Source organism: Nodularia sp. LEGE 04288, assembly GCF_963896525.1.
Lineage (GTDB): Bacteria > Cyanobacteriota > Cyanobacteriia > Cyanobacteriales > Nostocaceae > Nodularia.
The window spans coordinates 1-25,747 of the sequence record NZ_CAWQOY010000102.1; the positions used below are offsets into that span (position 1 = coordinate 1).

Here is a 25,747-nt window from a genome sequence, read left to right on the forward strand (position 1 = left end):
GACTTTATTTAGTTAGTGGGGGGTTTACCATCGGTAACCGTGTCACTGAAATCACATCTGAAATCAAGCTGCTGCGGTCTGAGGTGGTCTCGCAGAATGAAATTCAGAATTACCGAATTGAAAAGCTTGAGGGCTTGAGAACTGCTAATAATTAACTCAGAACTCAGGATTTACAATTGGGGATTCAGTGTAATGAATTTCTTTGGTTCTATTGCCATGAGCCAATAATCTCTAGATGTATTTTAAGTGGTTTCGGTGCAGGCATCGCTTCCCTCGTCGCAGGCATCGCATCTATTTTTTTACTCTGCATTTATGGGAAGTAGCGGTAAATATCCTTACGGTGAAGCACACGTACAATAGTGTACACACAAATAATTTGATCCCCCTAAATCCCCCTTAAAAAGGGGGACTTTAAGAAATTTTCCCCCCTTCTCAAGGGGGGCTAGGGGGGATCAAAACGTGATGAGGCAACTTGACAAGACTTATGTGTACACGGTAGCTTCCCTGGTAGGGAAGGGGGTTAGGGGGTTAGGTTTCGCGTTAACTTTTCCACATAACGTGAAAAGTCAGGGCGCATCCCCCACTTCCCACTCGCCACTTCCGCAAACCGTCCGCGCATCAGGATGACTAATCAAATAACCCTTCAGCCAACTGCAACCCTGCGCTAGTAAATCATCAAGATCCAAATTCCACAGTTTAATCATCTGGTCCCAACTGGCGGAGGCTAAGGTTTTGCCGTCGGGGCTGAACACCACACTATTGACCAATTCGCCGTGACCTTCGAGGGTGGAGATGAGTTTACCTGTGTCCCGATGCCACAGTTTGATCGTCTTGTCACCACTGGCGGAGGCTAAGGTTTTGCCGTCGGGGCTGAACACCACACTCAAGACCGATGCGTCATGACCTTCGAGGGTGGAGATGAGTTTACCTGTGTCCCGATGCCACAGTTTGATCGTCTTGTCACCACTGGCGGAGGCTAAGGTTTTGCCGTCCGAGCTGAACATCACACTATTGACCTCATTGCGATGACCTTCGAGGGTGGAGATGAGTTTACCTGTGTCCCGATGCCACAGTTTGATCGTCTTGTCAGCACTGGCGGAGGCTAAGGTTTTGCCGTCGGGGCTGAACACCACACTATTGACCCATGCGCCATGACCTTCGAGGGTGGATATGAGTTTACCTGTGTCCCGATGCCACAGTTTGATCGTCTTGTCACCACTGGCGGAGGCTAAGGTTTTACCGTCGGGGCTGAACACCACACTATTGACCCATGCGCCATGACCTTCGAGGGTGGATATGAGTTTACCTGTGTCCCGATGCCACAATTTGATGGTATTGCCAGCAATGGCGGAGGCTAAGGTTTTGCCGTCGGGGCTGAACACCACACTATTGACCCATGCGCCATGACCTTCGAGGGTGGATATGAGTTTACCTGTGTCCCGATTCCACAGTTTGATCGTCTTGTCAGCACTGGCGGAGGCTAAGGTTTTGCCGTCGGGGCTGAACACCACACTCCAGACCAATTCGCCATGACCTTCGAGGGTGGAGATCAGTTGACCTGTGTCCCGATTCCACAGTTTGATGGTATTATCACGACTGGCGGAGGCTAAGATTTTGCCGTCGGGGCTGAACACCACACTAATGACCTCACCGCCATGACCTTTGAGGGTGGAGATCGGTTGACCTGTGTCCCGATGCCACAGTTTGATCGTCTTGTCAGCACTAGCGGAGGCTAAGATTTTGCCGTCGGGGCTGAACACCACACTCCAGACCAATTCGCCATGACCTTCGAGGGTGGAGATCAGTTGACCTGTGTCCCGATTCCACAGTTTGATCGTGTTATCCCAACTGGCGGAGGCTAAGGTTTTGCCGTCGGGGCTGAACACCACACTATTGACCGATTCGCCATGACCTTCGAGGGTGGAGATCAGTTGACCTGTGTCCCGATTCCACAGTTTGATCGTGTTATCCCAACTAGCGGAGGCTAAGGTTTTGCCGTCGGGGCTGAACACCACACTATTGACCGATTCGCCATGACCTTCGAGGGTGGAGATCAGTTGACCTGTGTCCCGATGCCACAGTTTGATCGTGTTATCCCAACTGGCGGAGGCTAAGATTTTGCCGTCGGGGCTGAACACCACACTAATGACCTCACCGCCATGACCTTCGAGGGTGGAGATCAGTTGACCTGTGTCCCGATGCCACAGTTTGATCGTGTTATCCCAACTGGCGGAGGCTAAGGTTTTGCCGTCGGGGCTGAACACCACACTATTGACCGATTCGCCATGACCTTCGAGGGTAGAAATCAGTTGACCTGTGTCCCGATGCCACAGTTTGATCGTCTGGTCACGACTAGCGGAAGCTAAGGTTTTGCCGTCGGGGCTGAACACCACACTATTGACCCATGAGCCATGACCTTCTAAGCGATTTATTTCCCGAATATTGAGCAGAATAGTCTGCAAACTAAACAAAGGGCTATAAGCAGGATAATCTGCTAAAGATGTTTTATCTTTGACTAAAGTTTTGAGTTTTTCCCCACTCTGCACTGCTAACAGCAATCCCTCAATTTCTCTAGAAGGTCTAAATTCCCGCAAGGCATTTGTTCCTTCTTGTTCTAGTTGCGTACCTATCTGGGCAGTTTCACGCTCTCTTTTTGCTATATCTAAACCAGCAATGGCATCTTGACGCTGCTGTTGAGCTGTTAGTGCCTGTTCTTGTGCCGTCTGCTGCTGTAAAATTGCTTGTTTTGCCTGTTGTTGTGCCGCCTGTTGCTGTGAAATTGCTTGCTGTGCTTGTTGTTGCGCTTGTTGGTACTGTGTTTTAGCTGCTGCTACTGCCTTATTTGCTGTATTTAACTGTTGCTGTGATTGTTTGACATCATTCTTAGCAATCGTTAAATTCTTGTCTGCTAAAGATTTTTGTTCTAATATCCTGCTATTTTCTGTCTTGGTGACTTCAGTTGCTGCTTGAGCTTTTTTTAAATCTTCCTTAGCCGCATCTGCTTCTTTTATAGCTGTTTCTGCTATTGCGAGAGCATTTCTAGATAATTTAATACTATGTTGAGTGACGAGAAAAGATGCGATCGCCCCCACTACAGCAAAACCTAGCACCAAAGAACCAATGCGAATCCTTTGATAAGCTTTACGGTTCGCTTTCTCTAAAACCTGCTTTGCTTCTTCCTCAACTTCCAGACTTTTCTGGAGGTCACGTTTTTCTAATTCCTGACTAGCATCCAAAAATCGGTCATCGACATCAGTCAAACCTTTACCAATTCGCCAAACCAAAGCCTCTTGTAACGCTTTTCCCCGCAACAACCGCGATTCATCTTGAAAATCAGCCGCCACCCAAGCATTAAAAGCATCAGAGTATGGACGCAACTTAGCTAAAATCTTCTCACACCACTCTTGCTTAAATACCTCTGCATAGATGCGGTTATAAATTCGCAACTTTCCATCCCGCCGCACCACCAACCCAGTCAACCGCAACATCTTTTGGTCATCACTATCATCAGCAACTATCTCACCCTGCTGCACAATTTGCTGACACAAACCCAACAATCGCCCAGTTCGCTGTTCCCCACTCCGCATGATTCTATCCCGAATCGTCTTCAAATGTTCCGGCTCATCCTGCCCTTCCCAATTCTCAATAATCCGCCTTCTGACAACTGCTTCCACTAACTGCTCAATTTGGAATTTTCCCTCATCCCCGCACTCTTCAATTAATAAGTTACAAACTTTCTGCGTCAAAAACGGTTGTCCTCCCGTCCAAGCTAACACCGTCGCCATCACCGGTTGGGGATTACCAAACTTTGTCAAACCCTGGGCTAAAGGTTCCGCTTCATCTAGTTCAAAGCCGGTTAAATCAATAGCCTGTCCAATATTAAAAGGTGTGCGTCCTTTATCTTGAATCAAATCGGAAGGAGTGGACACCCCAATCAAAGCAAAGGTGAGACGGTTATATTCAGGATTATCAGCCCGGCGATTATAGCAGTCTCGAATTACTGCAAAAAAGTCATCCAGGTTAAAAGCCAAGCTGAGAATACTATCAATTTCGTCAATAAAAATAATTATATTGGCTGTGATTTCTGTTAATAAAACTGTTTCAATAAACTTACTAAAACGCTGCACAGGTGAAAGCAAGGCGTTCTGACTCCACCAAGTTTCTAAATCAAAAGCAGTATAAATCTTAAAATATCCCACCAAGGTATCAATCACCCCGGCATACCATTGTTCTGGCGTAATATCTGCCGTCCCCACTGAGGTAATATCAACTACAGCACAAGCCAACCCTTCATCCTGCAACTGTTGCATCACGCGCACCCGCAAGCTAGATTTCCCCATTTGGCGGGAGTTGAGGACATAACAAAATTTTCCAGCCTTCAAGCCTGCATACAAATCATCATCAGCTTGCCGTTTGACATAAGTTGGTGCATCTTGGGGTAAGCTACCCCCGACTTGATACTGGTACTGGGTCATACATTGACTTGCGAATGAGTATATCTACGAGGAAGGAAGTAGGGTGTGTTAGGATGAAATCCGTAACGCACCAAAGCCTTAGTAATGGTGCGTTACGCTACCGCTAACACACCCTACTATTAACTGTTAACTGATTTATAGTTCCAGGCGATCGCAAAAGTATTTCCGGTATAAATTACATAAAGGCATAATTTTATTTCCTTGGAATTTGACTAACCCCATACTGCGGAGTTTAAAGGCTTCTGTGGTTCCCACGTTCACCGCCTCATCAGCTAAAACTACTTGCTTCAGCGCTGCTAATAATTCTTCGTCCTCCTGCAAATTCAGCAAATGGCGGCGCAAATGGTCATTATAGGGGCCGGCTTCTGTGGGTGCGACTTGTTCTAACTTGTCTAAAGTCGTCCTCTCCCGTGCGATTTGATAAAGCGCCATTCGCACTAAATAAGGATGTCCACCCACAAGCATAATTAACTGTTGCACTTGGGAATTAGACCAACTTAATCCATGACGCTGGACTAAATCTTGCACCTGTTCTTGATTTAACTCTGGTAATTCCACAGGTAAACCGACATTAAAGGGCGACTGATTGATATTCAAAGGCACGTACACTTCCTTAGAATGCACAATGATTAACCTGAGTTTTTGCCAATCTGGGTCATTTTTAGCCCGTTCATGCCAAGCCCGTAGCAAACCAAAGAAATCCGTGGCGATTGTGGGATGTTTAAAAATTTCATCCACTTCATCTAAACCCAAAACAATCGGCTTGTCTATCTCCTTAAGCAAATACCTCTGGAAGTAATTTGTACACTTGTTTTTACTGCCCAAAACCCCTTTCCAATAGTCGCCCAGCTTTTCTGGTAAATTCAAGCTATCGGTAACACTGGCGCAGAACCACTGCAAAAACATCTCTAAGCTGCTGAGATATTCCGCATCGGCTGATTGAAAGTTCAAATATGCCGATTCATAACCTTGCTTGCTACCATAATCCAGAACTCTTGACATTAACGAGCTTTTACCCATCTGTCTGGGTGCTTTAATCCGAATTAATGCCCCATCTCTGAGAACTTCTTCATAGCAGTCATTTTCTACAGGCGATCGCTTGATGTAAAATGGAGATTCCAAAGGTACTTGTCCTTCAGGATTTTCTAAGGCGATCGCTGAATTAATGGGAACGCACTTGGCTGATTTGCTTTTCAGTACAGGGGTTGCCGATTCAGGAATACTTTCTAAATCAATAGCCGTACAGCCAAACTCATAAGCGTCTTCATAATCTCTCCCAGCCCCTAAAGCATCATAAAAACCCACAGCAAACTTAATTGCGGCTTTATCCCCAAAAGCCTGATTCATCCCCACCACACAGTCAATATGTTGAAAAATCGCCTCAGCTTGCACCTCGCTATAGCAAGCATTCAACAACACACACTCTATTGTGTCCTGAAATAATTTAAACAGCCTCGCCAGTGCATCTGTATTTACTAGCTGTGCATCCCCTGTCTTACTTTCCAAAACCAAACCTTGTTCCCCAGCACCATGTCCCGAAAAGTGGACTATCTGAGGCTGATAATCTAAAAGACTACGGCGCAAATCATCGGGACGTACAGCCCATTTAGAAATAATTGTAAACTGATCTCGACATTGGGAACGTTCTAAACCTGCCTGAATTTCTCTAACCTCTTCATCCAAGCGCAGTCGGCTGGTATTTGTGGGATTGGCTGATAAAATCAGGATTTTTTTCACAACAGAGAATAAAAGTAGAATAACCCAGGGTTTTTACCTAAATATAGTCTACTACAGCCAATATTGACAAAACACGCTAGTTTATGCAGAAATGCATCAGGCGATCGCTCTCATTTTTAAATTAAGATATTCCTTGACGAAGAATGAGGGAATAGAGAATCAGAAAGCATACATAACTCTGACATTAATTCTGTTAGTAGTCACAGATTATTTGGCAATCAACAACAACAAAAAGCGGGCGATGGGACTCGAACCCACGACGTTCACCATGGGAAGGTGACATTCTACCACTGAATTACACCCGCAAATAATGCTTAACTTCATCAAGCCATTTGGCATCTATTATAATAGCACTATATTGGCAGATAATAACTAACAAGAGGGTTTTTCGGTTATATCTAGTAGACTGATAACCAGAACCTTGGCTACAAGTTAGCCTTTAGAGGGTGTTTGAAATCCCCAAATATCCGCCTGATAACTGATTGAATGCCCACCTGTAACCTGCTACTTCTATAATTTGAGAAACTATGGCCTATGATTGTGAGCGAGGTACAAAGGTGGCTAGCAAGCACACTGATAGCTAAACTACAACCGCTAAATATGCATTGTCTACTATTCCCAAAATAGCAAACCTGACGATGCAAATTTGACGATATTAACATAAAGAATTTTTATCTATCTGAGTCACCAATATGTTCAATGCCACTGAAGTTTTGATTGATGCCTTTGTGAAGGAAATTCGAGAGGGCTACCGTCGCACATACGGCTGCTTAAAACATGATTATCAAGATATTATCGCTTGGGCTGGTAATATGGCATTGGAAAATATTGCCAATAGCGATGCCCTTTATCACAATGTTGAACACTCGGTTTTAGTTACTCTTGTGGGGCAGGAAATTTTACGCGGTAAACACATCCGCGAAGGTGGTGTCTCTAGCGAAGACTGGCTGCATTTTATCATTTCCTTGCTATGTCATGATATTGGCTATGTTAAAGGTGTTTGCCGAGATGACAAAGAGTCCATAGGTTTATATACTACAGCTCAAGATGGCAAAATGATTTCTCTGCATCCTGGGGCTTCTGATGCGGCTCTGACACCCTATCATGTTGATAGAGCCAAACTTTTCATTGATGAGCGTTTTGGCGGTCACAAGTTAATTGATGCTGATGTCATTAAAACTAATATTGAGTTAACTCGATTTCCCGTACCTGTAGCAGAGGATCATCAAGATACAACTAGCTTTGCTGGGTTAGTCCGTGCGGCTGATTTGATTGGACAATTAAGTGACCCACGTTATCTCAAGAAAATTACTTCTTTATTCTATGAGTTTCAAGAAACTGGAACGAGTCAAGTTTTGGGTTACAAAACACCTGCCGATTTACGCAACAATTACGCTAAATTTTACTGGAATGGCGTTTATCCTTATATTAAAGATGGATTGCATTACTTGTCTCTAACACAGCAAGGCAAACAAATTACCGCTAATCTTTACTCGAATGTTTTCGTTGTGGAACATGAAAGAAGCCAAGAAGAAGAATTATATTTAGCTGAACAACTACATAAGTAGAGACGTGACTGGCACATCTCTAGCACAGCACGGCGTAAATAGACATACCATTCAAAATCTCTGAAAACATTACCCTGTATTCATTTTGAATTTTGAATTTTGAATTTTGAATTCCGCCTTGCGGTACTAGCAGGTTTCCAGATAACGCATATTTAATTTTCACCAGATAAGCTGTTCCGCTTTTAATTTGCACATCAAGGGCGGGCATCTTTGCCCTACCCCACAAGAGTTGTATTTAAATATGTTGTGCAAAATCAGGTTTTTTCAGCTTAACTAATGAACAGATGGGATTAATCGCATCTCTACTGACCAAAAGACAAAGGACAAATAATTATGAATTGGTGGCAAAGACTTCAGAAAAATCCTTTGGCGCGATTTGGGGCAATTGTGCTGTTAATTTTCTATGTGGCGGTAATTGCGGCTGATTTCGTCGCTCCTTATGACCCTCTCGCCTCACAGCCAAATGGTTCACTGTTACCACCAACTCGGATTTATTGGTTTTCTCAATCAGAACCAGGGCAATTTATTGGCCCTCATGTATATCCCACGACTCAGGGAGATACTGATTTAGAAACAGGCGATCGCCTATTGATTGTAGACTTAGAAAAGCCGACACCTCTCCGTTTGTTCGTCTCTGGTTCTGAATATCGGCTGTTACAGTTGCGTTTACCACTACCGCCCAACTGGGACGAAGTGACTATTTCTCCTGGTATTCCTGTGAATTGGCATTTGTTTGGAACAACAGGTGCAGCCAAGATCAATATTTTGGGTACTGACGACCAAGGGCGCGACCAATTCAGCCGTCTAGTGCATGGTGGTCGCATTAGTCTGTTTATTGGCATTATCGGGGTGCTGATTACCTTTCCCCTGGGTCTAATAATTGGCGGTATTTCTGGTTATTTTGGGGGTTGGACTGACAGCGTAATTATGCGTGTTGCCGAAGTGCTAATGACTTTCCCTGGAATTTATCTATTGGTTACTTTGGGTTCAGTCTTACCACCAGGTTTAACCAGTACCCAGCGCTTTTTACTGATTGTCGTGATTACTTCGGTGATTAGTTGGGCGGGGTTAGCGCGGGTAATTCGGGGACAGGTGCTATCAATAAAAGAGCGAGAATTTGTCCAAGCAGCCAGAGCAATGGGTGGTAAGCCAATTTACATTATTATTCGCCATATTTTGCCGCAAACTGCCACCTATGTAATTATTTCTGCCACATTGGCTGTTCCCGGTTTTATTGGTGCGGAAGCGGTCTTAAGTCTGATTGGTTTGGGAATCCAACAACCTGATCCTTCTTGGGGAAATATGCTTTCTTTAGCTAGCAATGCTTCAATTGTGGTGCTGCAACCTTGGTTAATTTGGCCGCCGGCGGCGTTAATTATTCTGACGGTGCTGTCTTTTAATGTCCTGGGTGATGGGTTGAGAGATGCTCTCGATCCTCGCAGTTTGCGAAGATAAATAATTGGTCATTGGTCATTGGTCATTGGTCATTGGTCATTGGTCATTAGCCCTTCTCTGCGAGACACTACGTGAACGGCTACGCTCAGGGTAAATCATTAGTCATTGGTGATTAAACATACCCACAAAAAATGTAGAGACGTTTCATGAAACATCTCTACATGGGCAACTTTTACTTGTGCTGTGCTTAAGGAGCCAAAGCGTTACCGCGAATCAGACTACCAAGAGTTTTGGCAGTAATTTTGAGTTGGGTGAAGGGGTTGGCTGGGACAACTGTTTTATACAGATAGCTATCGAACGTTAGCTTCTGCACATCAAGGTCATCGCACATTTCCACAAAGGCTTCGCGGGTAGCATCGGAACGGTAGAACACAGTTTGCAGAATGTCCAGCACTTTGTAGGTGAGTCCGTATTTTTTATCCCAACGCTTCAAGTAAACCTTGAGGTCTTTTTCTGTGGGAATACTTGCACCACTGTTAGACATTTCGACAATGGTTTCAGCACACATCCGCCCAGATTTAGCTGCAAAGTAAATACCTTCACCAGAGGACTTGGTGACGTAGCCGGCAGCATCTCCGACCAAAGCAATCCGACCGACTACACGACGGGGACGGGGATGTTCAGGTATGGGGTGAGCTTCTACTTTGATGATTTGACCGCCTGCGAGCTTTTCGGAAGCACGGGCGCGGATACCTGCTTGTAACTGTTTGATGCTGGCTTTATTGACTTGCATTGTGCCAGTACCGACGGCTACGTGGTCGTATTTGGGGAAAACCCAGGCGTAGAAATCGGTGGAAACGTCATTGCCGACATACATTTCGGCTAAGTCGTTATAGTAGTCCATTTTATCCTGGGGTAAGCGGATTCGCTCTTGGAAAGCGATCGCATAGTTATAATCCCCAGCATCCATTTCTTTGGCAATGCGGGAATTAGCCCCATCCGCCCCAATCACTAAATCTACTTTTAGGGTTTTAGTAATCCCCTGTGAACCACTTTCTGTATGGTCAACGTAGTGGATTGTATAAGGGCTGGTGTTATTTGTGGGTATATCGAGTTTATGAACAGTGGCATTAATTAAATTTGCCCCTAGTTTTGCCGCTCGGTCACGCAGGAAACCATCCAGCACTTCCCGGCGGCACATTCCTATATATTCGTCTTCTTTTACTATATTGATATTAACCTCACGATTGGAAGGTGAAATCATTTTCATCTTCCGCACACGGCGGTCAATAATCTCTGGTGGTAGGTCAAATTCATCCACCATACACAGGGGAATCGCACCCCCGCAGGGCTTGGCATTGTCTAGTTTCCGCTCAAACAGGTAAGTTTCAATTCCTGCTTTCGCCAGCGTTTCAGCGGCAGATGAACCAGCAGGGCCCGACCCAACAACAGCAACCCGTAGTGTCAAAGGTCTTCTCCCAATAGTTGATAAAAACGTTTAACCCAAGCATCCTATCACGGAGTTTTGCCTGATTTCTTGGTCTGGCTTCAGATTTTGACTGAAATGCAATATTCCTTCATATTTTGATACAAAAACTGGGACTGGGGAATCGGAAATCGGGACTTGTCAATGGGAATCATCAGATATTACCTAGCCGCTACTGCTCCCCTCTCTTCCCCGTCTTCCCACACTCCCCTCCCTTCCTGTAAACAAGCTAATGATATTTTGCATCGGCGATCGCCAGACGAGAAACAAGAACCAGAAAAACCCTAGTAGTAACAATCTTGACTGTAATGACTATCTGACTGGTGTTGAGTGTGGCGCGAATTGTGCTGAAATGCTAACTACTAACCCTGATTGCAGTGGTGCTGATTGTAGTTTTCTCGATTGTGGCAGTTGCATCTAAAATGTCTGATGCAAATTAACCGAAAGTAGATTATCTGTGGTATATGTAAAGCACGGTAATCCTACCAGCAATCCGTAGATTGAGTTTTAGAGGTGCAAAAAAGCAGTGGGCATAGTAGTTGAGAATGTATCTAAAAATTTCGGAAGCTTTCAAGCCGTTGATCAGGTGAATCTCGAAATCAAGAGTGGTTCACTGGTGGCTTTATTGGGGCCATCAGGATCTGGTAAATCCACTTTGCTGCGGTTAATTGCCGGCTTGGAAATGCCAGATAGCGGCAAAATCTTGCTGACTGGTAAGGATGCTACACATCAAAGTGTCCAAGAGCGAAATATTGGATTTGTGTTTCAGCACTATGCCTTGTTTAAGCATCTAAATGTGCGACAGAATATTGCTTTTGGTTTAGAAATTCGCAAAGCACCAGCGAAGAAGATTAAGGGGCGGGTAGATCAGTTATTAGAGTTAGTCCAATTGAGTGGATTAGGCGATCGCTATCCGTCACAACTTTCCGGTGGTCAAAGACAACGAGTAGCATTAGCCAGGGCGCTGGCTGTAGAACCTAACGTACTATTACTTGATGAACCATTTGGCGCACTGGATGCCAAAGTCCGTAAAGATTTACGAGCATGGTTACGCCGCCTCCATGATGAAGTCCATGTTACCACTGTTTTCGTCACCCACGACCAAGAAGAAGCTATGGAAGTTTCCGATGAAGTTGTGGTGATGAATAAAGGGCGTGTAGAACAGGTAGGAACACCAGCACAAATTTATGACAATCCAGCTACAGCATTTGTCATGAGCTTCATTGGCCCGGTAAATGTCTTATCCAATACCTCCAAGATTTTTCAGAGCAGTGACTTTGATTCGCCAAATAGCCAAGTATTTTTACGACCGCAAGATGTAGTGATTGAAAGACAGGCTAATGGTACCACCGCAGCAGCTACAGTCACGCGGTTGATACATTTGGGTTGGGAAATTCAGATAGAATTAACGTTGGATGATGGGCAAGTGGTAGCAGCGCATTTAACACGCGATCGCTTTAACGAGTTACAGTTAGAACCACAGGATCGGGTGTATGTGAAGCCCAAGGATGCCAGGTCTTTTCCCCTGTATTATTCAATTTAAAGCAACTTAAGTCGGTAGCCGCGAAAATTTATCACTTTGTCCTTATGGTGCGAAGTGAAGCCATCCCAGTGAGCGTCAGCCCTGTTAGATATGGGGCTTTACAAAGTGAACGTCAGAATTTTGGACAGATTATAGCTTATTCTGTCGTTTTGTGCTATATTACGGGGTTGCCTTTACATAGCTTAATTAGGTAATTTATTGGCGTAAATGCAATGCATCCTCGCTATTGAGAGATAAATTGCTGATTTTTAAATAAATTTTCCATGAAATTAACAGTGTTCAATTTTGAAAGTTGTACATAGTGTATTTTTTTCTTTTTACCTGATGGTACTATTACCCCTATGTAAAGAGATTTATTTACATAGATCAGATAACAGGCTGGCTTTAAAAAATACATGAGTACACTACCAATCACCAAGAAAGCGGTGAGCTATCCCACATATATGTCAAAAAACTTAAAAAAGCGTCAAAAATCAAAGCAGACAGCTTTTGGCAGCATATTGACCTTCTAAAATTAGGGATGCACCAAGCAGCTGTTTGCCGTTTGTGCTGAACTCAAGTAATAATGCTCACTGAAATATTAGTAGCGACATAACGTTATTAAATCGAAAACTTGTGTAAGTCAACGAAATCATCAGTGTTTCCGGCTACATTTTGAGTCTTGCTTCCAGCGCACATCTGTTCTACTCGGCAGAGTCCAGCTACCATTCAGGAGTCTAATGAGAGAAAAATGGGCGATTTACATAAGGTGGTTTTACATGGCAAAAATTCATATAGGAAAAAGTTAAAGCCAAAGTCGGCAATATTTCAAATTTTGGTTTTTTGTGTGTTAAAAGTGATAAGTGTTAGCAGATATGACTACTGTTACCAATGCTAAATTTTGGATCTGATTCACAGAATTCTATTAGCTATTTTTGAATGATTACCTTTGCCATCCACGAAAACTTAATTTTTTGTATAAATAAGTCGGCATGACAACCGTTAAAACTGAAAAAAATGAATGTTAATTTTCACCCTATGAGGTTTAGTTGAGGATTTGTTTTAAAAAAAGAGTCATATTCACCACCAAAAATCAAAAAAGAGGAAAAAAAATGAAGATAATTGTTCACTTAGCTAGCGCATTCCTTCTGCAAGTATTGGGTTTGGCTGCAATGTCTGGTACTACCATTGCACAGGAGACTATTGTTATTCCTGAACAACAACAAATTACCCAGAAAATTTGCTCTTTAGATGCAGTTGCAGATTTATTACCGACACCACCAATTCAACAAAGTAATGCTTTTTTTGCTTATTTGGCTGAGGAAGGTTTTATACAGAGTGAAGAAGGTGGTTGGGTATGTTACGTGAACGACCCGACACGACCAGATCGATACTATACCCTGTTTAAGGTTCAAGAACAGGATGGACAGTTGATTGGAAGTTCTTTTCTAGAGAATGGCAATTTAATTGAGGGACAAGAAAGTCGGAGCATTGACTTCTTTATGACCCTGGTTGAGAATCATATGAATACCAGTCCAGATAACCGTCAAAGTGTCCGGAGATACTTAGAAGCTTTCGTTTCCCTGGTCAAGAACGAGAAGATACAAGCCTCACGTCGTGGGTTTCTTTTTGACCAACCGAATCGTGCATTAGTTATGTACCACGCACTCTCAGGAGGAGAACTCAACGGTACGGCAATCACAATTAATATTCAAGCACCTAATAACTTGAATGCTGGATCTGTAAAGAGTGGAATACAACCATCTTTGAGAGATAAGTTGAAACTGAGCCGTTGAATAATACCCAGTTTTTGATTGCGATTGGTAAGTGTCCTGTGTGGTTTATTTGAGGTGTATCGTGTCCAAATCAAGTTTTAAAAGCATTGCAATCTTATTCTCGTCTTTGGCGGTAGTGCTGGCAATTTGCGAATCAGCGACTGCACAGTTACGCGTCAACGAAAGTCGTTCTATCCCCAAAGGACAAGAGTCAGAGTTTCTCCAGTTTCAGCGTCAGAATAATCAGAATATGCGCCAGATGCGGATTATGCCTGACTGTAGTGTGGGATCTGGTCTGGGCTGTAACAAAACTGGAACAGTAGTGGAGAGGATCATCAGTCAGTCTAATGGCACTAACTACCAAGATATGTTGATCCGAGCTGCTGGTGGTCAAGATAACTACAATAAGTTTGCTGCTTTTTACGATAATAATCCTCAGCTACCGAATATTCCCTATGCCTCTTTTTGGAGGAATGAAGATCCCACCATTCTCGACGGATCTCGATATGTTCTGGGAGAGCCTGCCAGTCGCAGTCCTTTATCAGGCCTCAAAAGTGTCACCAATAATTTTGCCTGGTCTCAGTCATCGAGAGCCAGAGAAATCAGTCCTCGTGATGGATTGCTAAATCTGAAATACGCTTACGGACGTGTCCTCTTTGAAGAAGCCGCCAAAGTTCCCAACCTGGAACAGCAAATTAGGTCTTTGGATTTGCCCCCACAGATGACCAAGTTTTATGTGGATAATATTTCTCAGGGGATACGTTACTTAAATAGTGGTAATGAAGCCGGATTGAGGCAAAGCGTTTTAAGAGTACTTTCTTTTCCCTACTCTCCAGGCGTTACTAATGACGGTTGGTTTGGACGCACACCAATTAATCTACCTACATCTGAAGTAGGGTTCGCACCTCTATCTGGGGATACTTTTGTGGGTGCAATTCCCCCAATTGGGGGAGGCGAGATCGTGACTGGCTTTGTTCCGCCTACCTTTGGTGAAGTTTTAGCGCCGGCAACAGTCATTCCCTGGCTACCTTATACCGCCTTACTGCCTCTTCTTTGGCTTCTTTTTAACGCCGGAGGCGACGGGGATAATCAGCCGCCTGTGATTGTAGAAGTTCCGCCAGAAACACCTCCGGTGATTGGTGTTGTCCCAGAAATACCTCCGGTGACAGTTCCCCCAGAAACACCCCCGGTGATTGTAGAGGTTCCGCCAGAAACACCCCCGGTAATCGGTGTTGTCCCAGAAATACCACCTGTGACAGTTCCCCCAGAAACACCGCCGGAGATCATAGAGGTTCCCCCAGAAACACCTCCGGTGACGAAGGTACCAGAGCCATCAGCGTTGAGCGCTCTACTGCTGTTAACTATGGCATTGGGTATGCTTGATTATAAACAGAGGCTTGTGCAGACGAAGAGCTAATTTTAATTCGGCTGGAATCGTCACTGGATATCAGGCAGCGATCGCTTAAATAAAAAATCCCTCGCTAATTAGTCGAGGGATTTCGATTTTTAGTACTTTGCACATGAAATGTATCCCACATTAAGAGTGTATCTATTCTTTTCAAATTAGGTGTGCCAAAATGCCAATTTAATGTGAATCATTTAATCAATGACAGCTCTTAATCATTTGTGGCTACCTGTACCGACCAATTTGACTTTATTAGCAAATGATGTCCATATCTGGCGCATTCACCTTGATGTCCCAGAAGCACAGCGACAAAATTTGCTCTTCACTCTCTCCAGTGACGAAGTTTCTCGTGCTAACCGATTCCATTTTCCGGAGCATCGCCAGCGTTTTATTGCGGGTCGTGGTATCCTGCGGAATATATTGGGCAGCTACTTGGGTATTGAGCCGCAACAAGTAATGTTTGATTATCAAGAGCGTGGCAAACCAGTATTAGCGGCTACTTTAGCTCACAGTGGCTTATGGTTTAATTTGTCTCATTCCCAGGGGTTAGCTCTGTGTGCGGTGAATTATCACGGTCAAATCGGCATAGATTTAGAGTGTATTCGCCCCATGTCTGATGTGGAAGCCCTGGCCAAAAGGTTTTTTTTACCGAGAGAATATGCTTTAATGCGATCGCTATCTCCTCAGCAACAGCAAGAAATATTTTTTCGTTATTGGACTTGTAAGGAAGCGTATTTAAAAGCAACTGGAGAAGGACTAGCTCAGTTAGAACAAATTGAAATCCTACTCAATTGCACAGAACCCGCCCAGTTAAAGACATCTGAAGATTGGAGTCTCTTCGAGCTAACACCGGCTCAGGATTATCTTGCTGCGGTGGTTGTGGCAGGTTCTGGTTATCATTTAAAGTGTTGGCAATACTGATGAGTATCTTGTCACCTCTTATTTATCTTCTTGCATATTTCTGACAATTTTGGTTACTAGCTTTCTGGGTGTAAAACTGACGCTTTTTGCCAGGATTTGATTGATTAGACCAGGAATGACAATGGTTTGACCTTTCATTAAACCCGCATAGCCAATTTTAGCAACTGTTGCGGCATCCATCATCCTTTTACCCTTGAGCAGTTTCGAGTCTGCCATCCCGGTGCGTTCATGAAAGGCAGATGCGGTTGAGCCTGGACAAAGCACCGTCACTGTCACACCTGTACCTTCTAATTCATTAGCGATCGCTTCTGAAAATGATAAGATATAACCCTTAGTAGCAAAATAGACTGCCATCAACGGGCCTGGTTGAAAAGCCGCAGCCGAAGAAACGTTTAATATTTTGCCCTGACCTTGCTTGACCATATCCTTCAGGAAGAGCTTAGTTAAATGGGTGAGACACACCACATTTAGTTGGAGCATTTCCAATTCAGCCGCGAGGTCTGTTTCATTAAATAATCCGTAAATACCAAATCCAGCATTATTCACCAGCACATCAACCGTAATGTTTGCTGCTTGCAACTCCGTAAAAATTTCTTGCGGAGATGTGGATATAGACAAATCCTTGACAATAGTTGTCACCAAATTGCCAAATTCTGCTTGAAATTTTAGCGCAATTTCTTCAAGCTTGATCCCAATTCGGTCTACTAATACCAAATTGTAATTATGAGAAGCAAAAATATGTGCTAGTTCGTAGCCAATTCCACCCGCCGCCCCAGTAATAAGAGCGGTTTGTTTGTACTGAACCTGGTTTGTTGTGTTCATTTCAGAAGATTGGTGAATTCAATTCTATCGGTCTGCCTGGCATTGACTGTGGCTTTCCGTGATGTCCAGTTTGATAATTGTGCTTGAAACTCCTAAAATTATTGCAGTTCCTTACCCTTTGAACTGCTTGTGTGATCAAATTTCAACAAATTTAAAAGTTCATCAAAGTCTTACCCATTGTACAAAATTATCTCAATCAAATTCCTTTACATTTAATTTTTACATTGATGTATTTGCTTACATAAATCTTTATAGTAATTACTATGATAGAGCAAGAACAAATAACTAAACGAAATTAAACTTAAATCTTTCTTTTACAAATAAAGTAGAGACATTTCATGAAACGTCTCTACTCCTTTCTCTCTTTTGTTAATACATGGTAGTTACATCAATGCTGTATGCAAATGCACAGAATTATAGGAGTAACAAACCACATTTTATGACGAGACACTAGGCAAACGCGTAGCCTCTCCGCGAGGAAAAGTACACAAAGAAACAAGGAAATAAATGGTATGAGGTCGATTTGATACTTCTTACCTAGACAATCAACTAGGCAAGAGTCAAAAAGCCAGTCTGAATTAAGTAGGAAGTGTAAGTCATGAGTAATTGGGAATCAATTGGTGGACAAACAATAGAACTACCTGCGAGAGCTTTCAGAGTTTCCTGACAGCTAATAGTTGGTCGTCTAGCTTGCAGATACAAATCTGGAATAGTTAATTGTTCATCAGACCAACGCTCTAGTAAAAAAGGACGCAGGGTGTATAAAGGATTCTCAACAGAAGAGACATTATTGATTAACTCTGATTGCCATTGTTCGTAGGGAATCATCTCCACCGGATAACCAAAAGACCGCACCCATTCAACTAAATCTTTCAAAGAAATGGGTTGAGGATGTTGTAAATGGAATGCTTTCCCAATGGATTGTTTTTGTCTAGATAGGTAAACAACGGCTTTACTTACATAATCCACCGGCGACATATCTAACATATAATCTACATCAGGGAAACTTCCCATTTGTAGACAGCCTTTGGTCATCAAATTGATAAAATCATGGGTATTACAAATACCTGTTTTGCTATCTCCTGAGATTAATGGCGGTCTGTGGATAGTTACAGGTAAACCTCGATCACGAGCAACCTTGACTAACTTTTCTGCCACCCATTTAGTCTGAGAATAACCAAGATAAATACCTTCCCAATGATTAAAATCATCCTGTTCTTCTACGAGATGACCAGCATAAGCAGTCGATTCAAAAACAGCAATACTGGAAACATAATGCACAGGCTTGACTTTAGTCTGACAAGCTAATCTCAAAATTTCTTGAGTTCCTAAAACATTAGCTGTTTTTAGTGCTGAATAAGGATAAACATAATTCAGCAAAGCCGCACTGTGATAAATGGTATCTATATTGCTAGCTAAGATGTGGAACTGCTCAGAGGGAATACCCAAAAGTGGTTGAGCTAAATCACCAACAATAGCAATAATTCGAGAATTAAATTTCTCATCCCAAATTGCATACTGTTCTAAATTCTTTTGCAGTTTGCTTTTGCCTTCTGCGGCATTATCAGCCCGGACTAAGCAATATATATCCGCATCGGTTTCTTGTAGTAGTTCCCGGATCATAAAAGCGCCTAAAAAGCCACTTCCCCCGGTTAAAAAGATATGCTTTGGTTCACCCGTAAACACACTCACTGCATGACTAGGATGAATAGTGGGGTCAAGGACAACTTCATCTGCCAAATTTACAACTGAAGTGTTAACTTGACCGTCTTTAACCTCTAAACCTTCTTGTAATTCTTCAGCTAAACGCTGTGAAAGAGCATCAATATTAGGGTAGTGCCATAGCAGAACAGGTGATGGTTGAAATCCCAACAATTTTTCTAATTTGCCTACCAAAGTCATGGCTTGCGCGGAATCTAAACCATAGGTTTCTAAATTCTCGCTGATGTCTATCTCATCAGTTTCTACCCCAATTAATTCAGCCAAATTAGTCACCAACCATGCTTGAATGTCGGCTGCACTATAAGCTTGTTTAAAAGTCATTTTTACATCTCCAATAATTGAGGAAAATCTGGGCAATATTGACTGTAATCATCGGGGATTTGCATTCCTTGAATTTTCAAGCTTTGAATGCGATATAAAAATGCGGCTCCAGTTATGATGTGATGAGCAACATCAACTACCCGACGATTATTTGGTTCAGCTAAATAAGAACCTCGCACCCAATCATTAAAACTACCCATTGCTGGGCCACACCAAATTTGATAATCAACTTCTCTACCTTTTTCACCCGAACTAGACCAACGGGAAGATAATCCTAAATACCAGCGAAAAATTAACGCCATTTTCAGCTTCGGATTATTAACTGCTTTGCCTAGTTTTTCAGGATTTTTCTGGGATAAATAACTTGCTGTTCCTTCCCATACTTCAGCCAGAGTTTTGCGAAAAATTTGCTTTTCTAATTTCTCTCTTTCTGCTAGGGGAATTTCTTCAATTGAGTTATAGTTGCGGTACAATTCATACAACTTTTGCGCTCGCATGGGAAACATTGTGCCACGTTTGAGGACTTGCAGTTTCACGCCCATTTCAAACATATCGGCGGCTGGAGCCATAATCATATCCGCCATTTCAGCTTGAGCTAGTAATTTTTTGGTATAATCACAAGCTCCAGATTCAACGCAGGACTGATTAATTGAGCCAGTCATGATATAAGCAGCACCCATCATAAAAGCTGCTAAGGCTGATTCTGGTGTGGCAATTCCGCCAGCTACTCCAATTCTAATTGGTTGTTCGTAATGAAATTGTTCTTGGATTTCATTCCGCAAACTAATAATAGAAGGCAATAAACAGACTAAAGGACGATTATCTGTATGTCCGCCAGAATCAGCTTCGACGGTGATATCATCAGCCATCGGTACTTTAGTGGCAAGTTTGGCTTGTAAATCAGTAATTAATCCTTGTTCCAGCAGTTCTTTAAGTATTTTGGCTGGTGCTGGTTGGAGAAATTTACTAGCTACTTCTCGTCGAGAAACTTTGGCAATGACTTTATTTTTGATTTCAATTTGATTGGCATCATTTAAACTTAGTCCGGCAACACGGTAATAAACTATGTTGGGGGTTAAATCTAAAAATGCTGAAGCTTCTACGGTTCTGACTTGATATTTGAGGTATAAGTTCACCGCACGGCGTTCAATTGCCATGTCGTTAGGGCTGTGAATTAAATTGAAAGCGTAGGGGCCATGAGGTAAAGCTGATTGAATGCGTTTAATGGCTGTTTCTAAACGTTCTGGAGGTAAGCCACCTGCACCAAATGAACTCAATATTTTGGCTTTTCCTAATGCAATAACCATTTCTTCGGAGGCTATTCCGCCAGCCATTGCACCAGTCACATAGGCATATTTTACGCCATGAGCAGCTAGGAAGTTTGAGTCTCCTAATTGTTGTAAATTGATTGGGGGAATAAAAGTGAGGAGTTCTGGTTGTGTTGTGGTTTTGTTTTCAGGAGGGCATAAGTAGCCTTCGTTTGTGACCCCGATTTTGTCGGCAATTTTGAGGATGTAGCAGGGTTTATCTAATGTTAATAGTTTGTTTTTGATGGCTGATTCCTGGAAGGATATACTATCTAATGGACCTTTCCAGGTGAGGTTTTGACTGTGGGGATTGGTGGGAAATTTTAGGCTATTATTGTGTTGATCTGGTAGTGTGTCTACGGGAATCACGGTGGCTATACCTCAAGTTGTTAATGATGGGTGTTTTAACGAACCGCCAAGTCGCCAAGTACGCCAAGAAGAGAAGGAGAGATTTTTATTTGATAGTTGGCATTGCTGAATTCGTGTATTATTCTCATCTCTTACTCTCTGCGCCTCTGCGCCTCTGCGTGAGATAATTTCATCATCAGCAATGCCCGTAGTTTAGTTATGACTCTTCATTCAATAAGTTTTCGGCACAAACTAGCTGTAATTGAATGATTTCGCTCATCTGTTTACTAAAATCTTTTCTGGCTTGGAGGAAGGCTGTGTGATTTTGAGTTATTCTGTAATTGTTATCGCTCAGTTTTTGATACTGGGTTTTGTTTAATTCGGACATTCTAATTGTGTTATCAAGTTGATGGTTTGTAGTTGGAGATGACACAATTGGTTGCAGAGTTTTCTGTCCTAGAACTGTTGACTCAGAAGATTGTAATTCTTCTGGAGGCTCAAAACCGTGTTCCATGATATTTTTTGTTGAGTCTTCTGCTGGCTGGGCTGGGGAATTGATGTTGTCTGATTCGCTAGGAAATAGTATGTTTTGATGCAGTTTTTCTACCCGATAACTGTTGAGGTTGCTGGCGATATTTTGGAAGTATTTACGGTTTTCTTCACTTAAAATTGCACCTGCAATTGATTTACCACCCAAGGTGATTGTTCTTATGGTTAATTTGTTTTGTTTGGTTGTGGCTGTACTGAGATTGTACAGGGGTGATAAATCTAAGTTCACCCGATGACTGACCAGTTTTGCTAAGGCTTTGACCATTGATGTGTGGTCATCCATACCTCTACGATTGAGGGATACGGTGATGTGTTCTTTATTTTCTAGGATTTTACTAATCCATCGAGAACAAACTCCACCAGCGCCGGCTTCGACAAATATTTTCACGCCATCGTCATAGACACGGTTGACTAATTGGGGAAAGTCAAGTTGTTGGCAAAGTCCGGTGGCTATGCTGTTAGCTATGACATCTCTATCAAGTTTGATGGGTTGGTACTCAGCGGCTGAGTAAAATGTTGTGTCTGGTAGGTTTTGGGTAGGTAAGCTATTAACTTTGGCGATTTCTTCGTACTCTGACCGCATAGCTTCGCAATGAATTACATGGTCGAAGGGTGCGGGGAAGGAGTTACAACCTAAAGTTTTAATTACTCTCTGACAGGCTGTTTTTTCTCCAGCAATTAAGACTTCTTCTGGTGTGTTGATTTGAGTTAAATAAACTCGTGGCTCATGTTTTAAACATTCTTCTACCTGGGAAGGTGTCGCCATGAGGACATAAGTCGCCCAGAAGTTATCATCTTGTAATTCGGTGCTATTTGTTAAGCCCCAATACTGACGTACAGCATTTTTAGCACCTGATAATTTATCCCCAAATAATGGTGATGAATTTAAGATATTACTACCGCCTTCAAAATCACTCCAAACTCCTTGGGCTACCATCATGCTGGTTTCACCCAAGCTATAGCCAAAGACACATTTTGGTTTCACTTGAAAGTCGTCTCGGAAAATTGCTGTCATATATCTAGCGAAGGCGATTTCACTTTCAAACATCCCCAGGGAATCATCTAACAGTTCTTTTTCGAGGGTTTCTAGTTGTCTGGTGGCGAGTTTGGGGAAACTGCGAGGATAAACCAATTTCTCTACATCAGCAGCACGGTTATAGAGGTTATTACTCTTTAAGTCCTCGAAGACTTTGGGGAATAAACGGAACACTGTCCGACCAATACCAATGTAGGAATTAACGGCGGCTGGATAAACATAAGCGACACTGGCAGTTTTACCTAACGGTTTGGCTGTAAAGTAACTACCTAATGGTGTTAACCAGTCTGTACCTTTTTCAAAGGCAGTATTTACGCCTTTACGTGCAGCATCAATTTGTTTGAGGATTTCTTTTTTGTTACGTCCAGTAATTGTTAGAGCATATTTACTTTCAGAATGCTCTTTAAAAGTGGTGAAGGTTTGACTGGCTGTAGTTGATAAACAAGAACTGTCTGCAATACTTTTTTCGAGACTATTTAAAACCTCTTGTAAGTTGTTTTGACTTTCAGCTGCTACGGGGAACAGATGAAAAGGCATTTGCTGTAAATACCTAGTGTCACGTTCTTCTTGGTCTGGGTCTTCTGATAAGATGACGTGAGCATAAGTCTCGTCTATACCAATACCATTGATAGCAGCTATACGACGCGTACCACCTTTATCGACAAACCAAGGTCTAGACTCTGTAGCTACATAGAAGGGGCTACCTGACCATTTTTCTGGAGTCTTCGCACCAGACCATTGAGGAGTAGCAGGAATGTATCTGTAATACAGACAGAGGGCGGTTTTGATTAAACTAGCAATTCCCGATGCTGTGTATGTATGACCGATATTAGCCTTGACGCTACCAATGGCACATTGCAAACCGTTTCCAGTTGGAGGATAAGCCTGTAATAACCCTGTAATTTCGGCTTCGTCTTGTTGCGGAATACCACTCCCAAAGACTTCTACATAGTTAATTTCTTGAGGTTGAATTTTGGCGATGTCAAAAGCTTGTTGACAAGCATCATTTGTGGCTTCTGCAAAACTGATGGCATCAAGTACAGCATATATTTTGTGGTTGTCTTGTTGAGCCGTGTCATGACGCTTGAGGACAACTGCACCAGCACCTTCTCCGATCATCCAACCATCGGCGTTTTCGTCAAAACTTAAGGTGTTGATGCCTTGATTGATTTTGGCTAATTGACTCCGCAACAAGACATTTTCTACACCTCCAGCTAAATCTATCGCACCTAAAACTACAGCCTCAACTTCTCCAGAAGCAAGTAGCATTTGCGCGACTTCTAAGGCTTTAAGAGCAGAGTTTTCACCAGCCGTCATTGTGAAAGCGGGGCCTGTGAAGTTCCATAAAGCGGAAATTCGACCTGCCATAATATTAGCGATGTGACTCACATACTCGCCAGTTTCGACGGTATGATGAATGCTATCTTTAACTACGCTTTCTAACTGGGCAAGGTCTGCATCTGGTAAAGCAATATTATCTGCTAGTAAGCCTTCTTTCACCTGCCAAGATAAATCCCATCTTTGTTGTAATTGATGCACAGAAAGCTCGGTTTCCGCTGCTACAATTACGGCGACATTTTCACCTTCTTTGAGTCCTGCATCTTCAACAGCACGGTTAGCAACTTTTAACAGTAATAGTTGTTGGGGATTGAGTTTTTCAACTTCGTTGGGAGGAACCTTACAAGCTAAAGTATCAATGTCAAAGTCTTGGATATATGCCCCAATTGGTGGTTTACCATCCTCTAAACCATACTCTTGTAGTAAGTCTGTTTGCTCGTCTATACCTTGCCATCTGGAAGGGGGTAGAGGAATAAAATGCTGTTTTCCTTCGTAAATACTGCGCTCAAAGGCATCTAATCCGTTACAGCCACCGAAAAAAGCATCCATACCGACAATAGCGACTTTAGCCTGTTCTACAGGTGCATTTGCACTAATATCTGGGGCTGTGTTTCCTTGTTCAATAATTAAATGGGAATTAGTACCCCCAAAACCAAAAGCGCTGATAGCTGCTCGTTTAATGGGTGTGTTGTTGTGAGGCCAGGCTGTGGCTTTTCTGACAATATTATCGCTGGAAATAACATTATTGTCTGAGGCTAAGGGGACATCAACATTAATAGTAGGTGGAATTACTCCCTGAGACATACTCAGAATTACTTTTGTTAAGCCTACCATCCCAGCAGCCGTTAATAAATGCCCGACGTTGGCTTTAGCAGAACCTACTAATGGTGAGGCTTGATGTTGTCCGAAAAAGGTAGCTATGGAGTTGAGTTCTGTTGTATCGCCTAATAATGTCCCGGTAGCATGACATTCTAGATAATCAATGCTTTGGGGACTAATTTGAGCTTCTTTATAGGCTCGTTCAAAGGCGAGGACTTGTCCTTTGGTATTGGGGCTGAGTAAGTGCTTACCTTTACCATCGTTGGAGAGTCCATTACCGCAAATTGTGGCGAGAATATTGTCATTATCTCTGACAGCATCGGTGTATCTTTTTAGAACTACCATTCCTACACCGTCACTGGGAATTAGTCCTCTGGATGTCTTATCTAGAGGGCGACTTGTACCGTCTTCTGCAAAACCTTGGACACCAGAAAAGAGCATTCGCACAAATAACGAGTCTGCACAACTGATGGCTCCGGCTAACATCATGTCAGCTTTATGGGATGATAGGTAATGAGAGGCTAATTTGATCGCATAAAATGAGGATGAACAAGCCGCATCTAGACATAAGTTAATTCTAGATAGTGATAAGGCTTGAGCAACTATTGATGCTGGTAAGCCGGAAATCATCGCATTGTAAAGTGATGCTTTGGTTGCTGTGGGTAAGGTCGCTAAATCAAAGTTTTCATGCTGCAAAAGTTCTTTAACAGCAGGTGCGATCGCTTGCTGATAAATAGGGGAGAATAATTGATGGGAAAGTTTGGTTGGGAATGACAGATTACCTAGAATTACGCCACATTTAGCGAGGAGGTTTTGCTTACCCCAGTAGCCACTATTCTTAATGGCTTGTTTGGCTGCATATAATGACCATTTGAAGGTATCGTCTAAACCTGCTATTAATTCTGAGGGGAGGTTATATTCAGAAGCATCAAATTCAAAGTCCCGAATGTAGCCACCTTTGAGGGAATAGGTTTTATCTGCTGTGCCTTTAAGTGGGTTGTAAAAAATAGTGGGATCTACGCCAATTTCGGCGATGGTTGCTGATGATGTGGCATCTTTTTGGGAAACAAGATTCTGCCAAAATTCGTCAGGGTTTTTAGCATCGGGAAATAGGCTGGATAATCCGATGATGGCTATTTTTTGCATTGTTATATCCTCGACAGTTTTGGGGTATTAAAAGAAGGCAGGATTTACGCTGTTC

General features: G+C 42.8%; 15 protein-coding genes and 1 tRNA gene. 7 read left to right on the forward strand and 9 right to left on the reverse strand.

What is annotated here, in order from left to right:
• Window positions 1–566: 566 nt before the first annotated feature.
• The 3 genes from AACX33_RS10300 to AACX33_RS10310 form a co-directional block, all read right to left on the reverse strand.
• On the reverse strand, window positions 567–4,475 hold the full coding sequence (locus AACX33_RS10300; protein ID WP_227789007.1) for an AAA-like domain-containing protein: 3,909 nt from the start codon (window positions 4,473–4,475) through the stop codon (window positions 567–569).
• A 135-nt stretch (window positions 4,476–4,610) separates the two neighbouring features.
• Window positions 4,611–6,212: an AAA-like domain-containing protein gene (locus tag AACX33_RS10305; protein WP_194003355.1), complete on the reverse strand. Its 1,602-nt coding sequence runs from the start codon at window positions 6,210–6,212 to the stop codon at window positions 4,611–4,613.
• Between the two features lie 233 nt (window positions 6,213–6,445).
• Window positions 6,446–6,517, reverse strand: a tRNA-Gly gene (locus AACX33_RS10310).
• Between the two features lie 387 nt (window positions 6,518–6,904).
• Between AACX33_RS10310 and AACX33_RS10315 the strand changes: the two genes are divergently transcribed.
• Window positions 6,905–7,780, forward strand: coding sequence for an Npun_R2479 family HD domain-containing metalloprotein (locus tag AACX33_RS10315; protein ID WP_194003353.1), 876 nt, complete (start codon window positions 6,905–6,907; stop codon window positions 7,778–7,780).
• Window positions 7,781–7,799: 19 nt separating this feature from the next.
• Here the strand turns inward: AACX33_RS10315 and AACX33_RS10320 are convergent, their stop codons facing one another.
• Window positions 7,800–7,988 (reverse strand): hypothetical protein, encoded by a 189-nt coding sequence (locus tag AACX33_RS10320; protein WP_194003351.1) that lies wholly within the window; start codon window positions 7,986–7,988, stop codon window positions 7,800–7,802.
• 125 nt (window positions 7,989–8,113) lie between these two features.
• Between AACX33_RS10320 and AACX33_RS10325 the strand changes: the two genes are divergently transcribed.
• Window positions 8,114–9,235: an ABC transporter permease gene (locus AACX33_RS10325; RefSeq protein WP_194003349.1), complete on the forward strand. Its 1,122-nt coding sequence runs from the start codon at window positions 8,114–8,116 to the stop codon at window positions 9,233–9,235.
• A 187-nt stretch (window positions 9,236–9,422) separates the two neighbouring features.
• Here the strand turns inward: AACX33_RS10325 and chlP are convergent, their stop codons facing one another.
• The gene (chlP, locus tag AACX33_RS10330; protein WP_194003347.1) at window positions 9,423–10,643 is read right to left on the reverse strand and encodes a geranylgeranyl reductase; all 1,221 of its coding nucleotides are present in this window, start codon (window positions 10,641–10,643) and stop codon (window positions 9,423–9,425) included.
• Between the two features lie 162 nt (window positions 10,644–10,805).
• Here chlP and AACX33_RS10335 point away from each other — a divergent pair, with 162 nt between their 5' ends.
• The 5 genes from AACX33_RS10335 to hetI all read left to right on the forward strand — a co-directional run bounded on the left by AACX33_RS10335 (window position 10,806) and on the right by hetI (window position 16,284).
• Complete coding sequence (locus tag AACX33_RS10335) at window positions 10,806–10,949, forward strand: hypothetical protein (RefSeq protein ID WP_194003345.1); 144 nt, start codon at window positions 10,806–10,808, stop codon at window positions 10,947–10,949.
• Between the two features lie 238 nt (window positions 10,950–11,187).
• On the forward strand, window positions 11,188–12,204 hold the full coding sequence (locus AACX33_RS10340; protein ID WP_194003343.1) for a TOBE-like domain-containing protein: 1,017 nt from the start codon (window positions 11,188–11,190) through the stop codon (window positions 12,202–12,204).
• 1,091 nt (window positions 12,205–13,295) lie between these two features.
• Window positions 13,296–13,979: a hypothetical protein gene (locus tag AACX33_RS10345; protein ID WP_194003341.1), complete on the forward strand. Its 684-nt coding sequence runs from the start codon at window positions 13,296–13,298 to the stop codon at window positions 13,977–13,979.
• A gap of 61 nt (window positions 13,980–14,040) precedes the next feature.
• The gene (locus tag AACX33_RS10350; RefSeq protein WP_194003339.1) at window positions 14,041–15,375 is read left to right on the forward strand and encodes a hypothetical protein; all 1,335 of its coding nucleotides are present in this window, start codon (window positions 14,041–14,043) and stop codon (window positions 15,373–15,375) included.
• 189 nt (window positions 15,376–15,564) lie between these two features.
• Window positions 15,565–16,284 carry a 4'-phosphopantetheinyl transferase HetI gene (gene hetI, locus AACX33_RS10355; RefSeq protein WP_194003337.1) on the forward strand — a complete coding sequence of 240 codons (720 nt, stop codon included), beginning with the start codon at window positions 15,565–15,567 and terminating at the stop codon, window positions 16,282–16,284.
• 18 nt (window positions 16,285–16,302) lie between these two features.
• Here the strand turns inward: hetI and AACX33_RS10360 are convergent, their stop codons facing one another.
• From AACX33_RS10360 to AACX33_RS10375, 4 genes are all read right to left on the reverse strand, one after another.
• Window positions 16,303–17,106: an SDR family NAD(P)-dependent oxidoreductase gene (locus AACX33_RS10360; protein ID WP_194003335.1), complete on the reverse strand. Its 804-nt coding sequence runs from the start codon at window positions 17,104–17,106 to the stop codon at window positions 16,303–16,305.
• Between the two features lie 549 nt (window positions 17,107–17,655).
• On the reverse strand, window positions 17,656–19,149 hold the full coding sequence (locus AACX33_RS10365; RefSeq protein WP_194003332.1) for a thioester reductase domain-containing protein: 1,494 nt from the start codon (window positions 19,147–19,149) through the stop codon (window positions 17,656–17,658).
• Between the two features lie 2 nt (window positions 19,150–19,151).
• Window positions 19,152–20,825: a PfaD family polyunsaturated fatty acid/polyketide biosynthesis protein gene (locus tag AACX33_RS10370; RefSeq protein ID WP_194003330.1), complete on the reverse strand. Its 1,674-nt coding sequence runs from the start codon at window positions 20,823–20,825 to the stop codon at window positions 19,152–19,154.
• Between the two features lie 196 nt (window positions 20,826–21,021).
• Window positions 21,022–25,692 (reverse strand): PfaB family protein, encoded by a 4,671-nt coding sequence (locus AACX33_RS10375; protein ID WP_194003328.1) that lies wholly within the window; start codon window positions 25,690–25,692, stop codon window positions 21,022–21,024.
• Window positions 25,693–25,747: the final 55 nt, after the last annotated feature.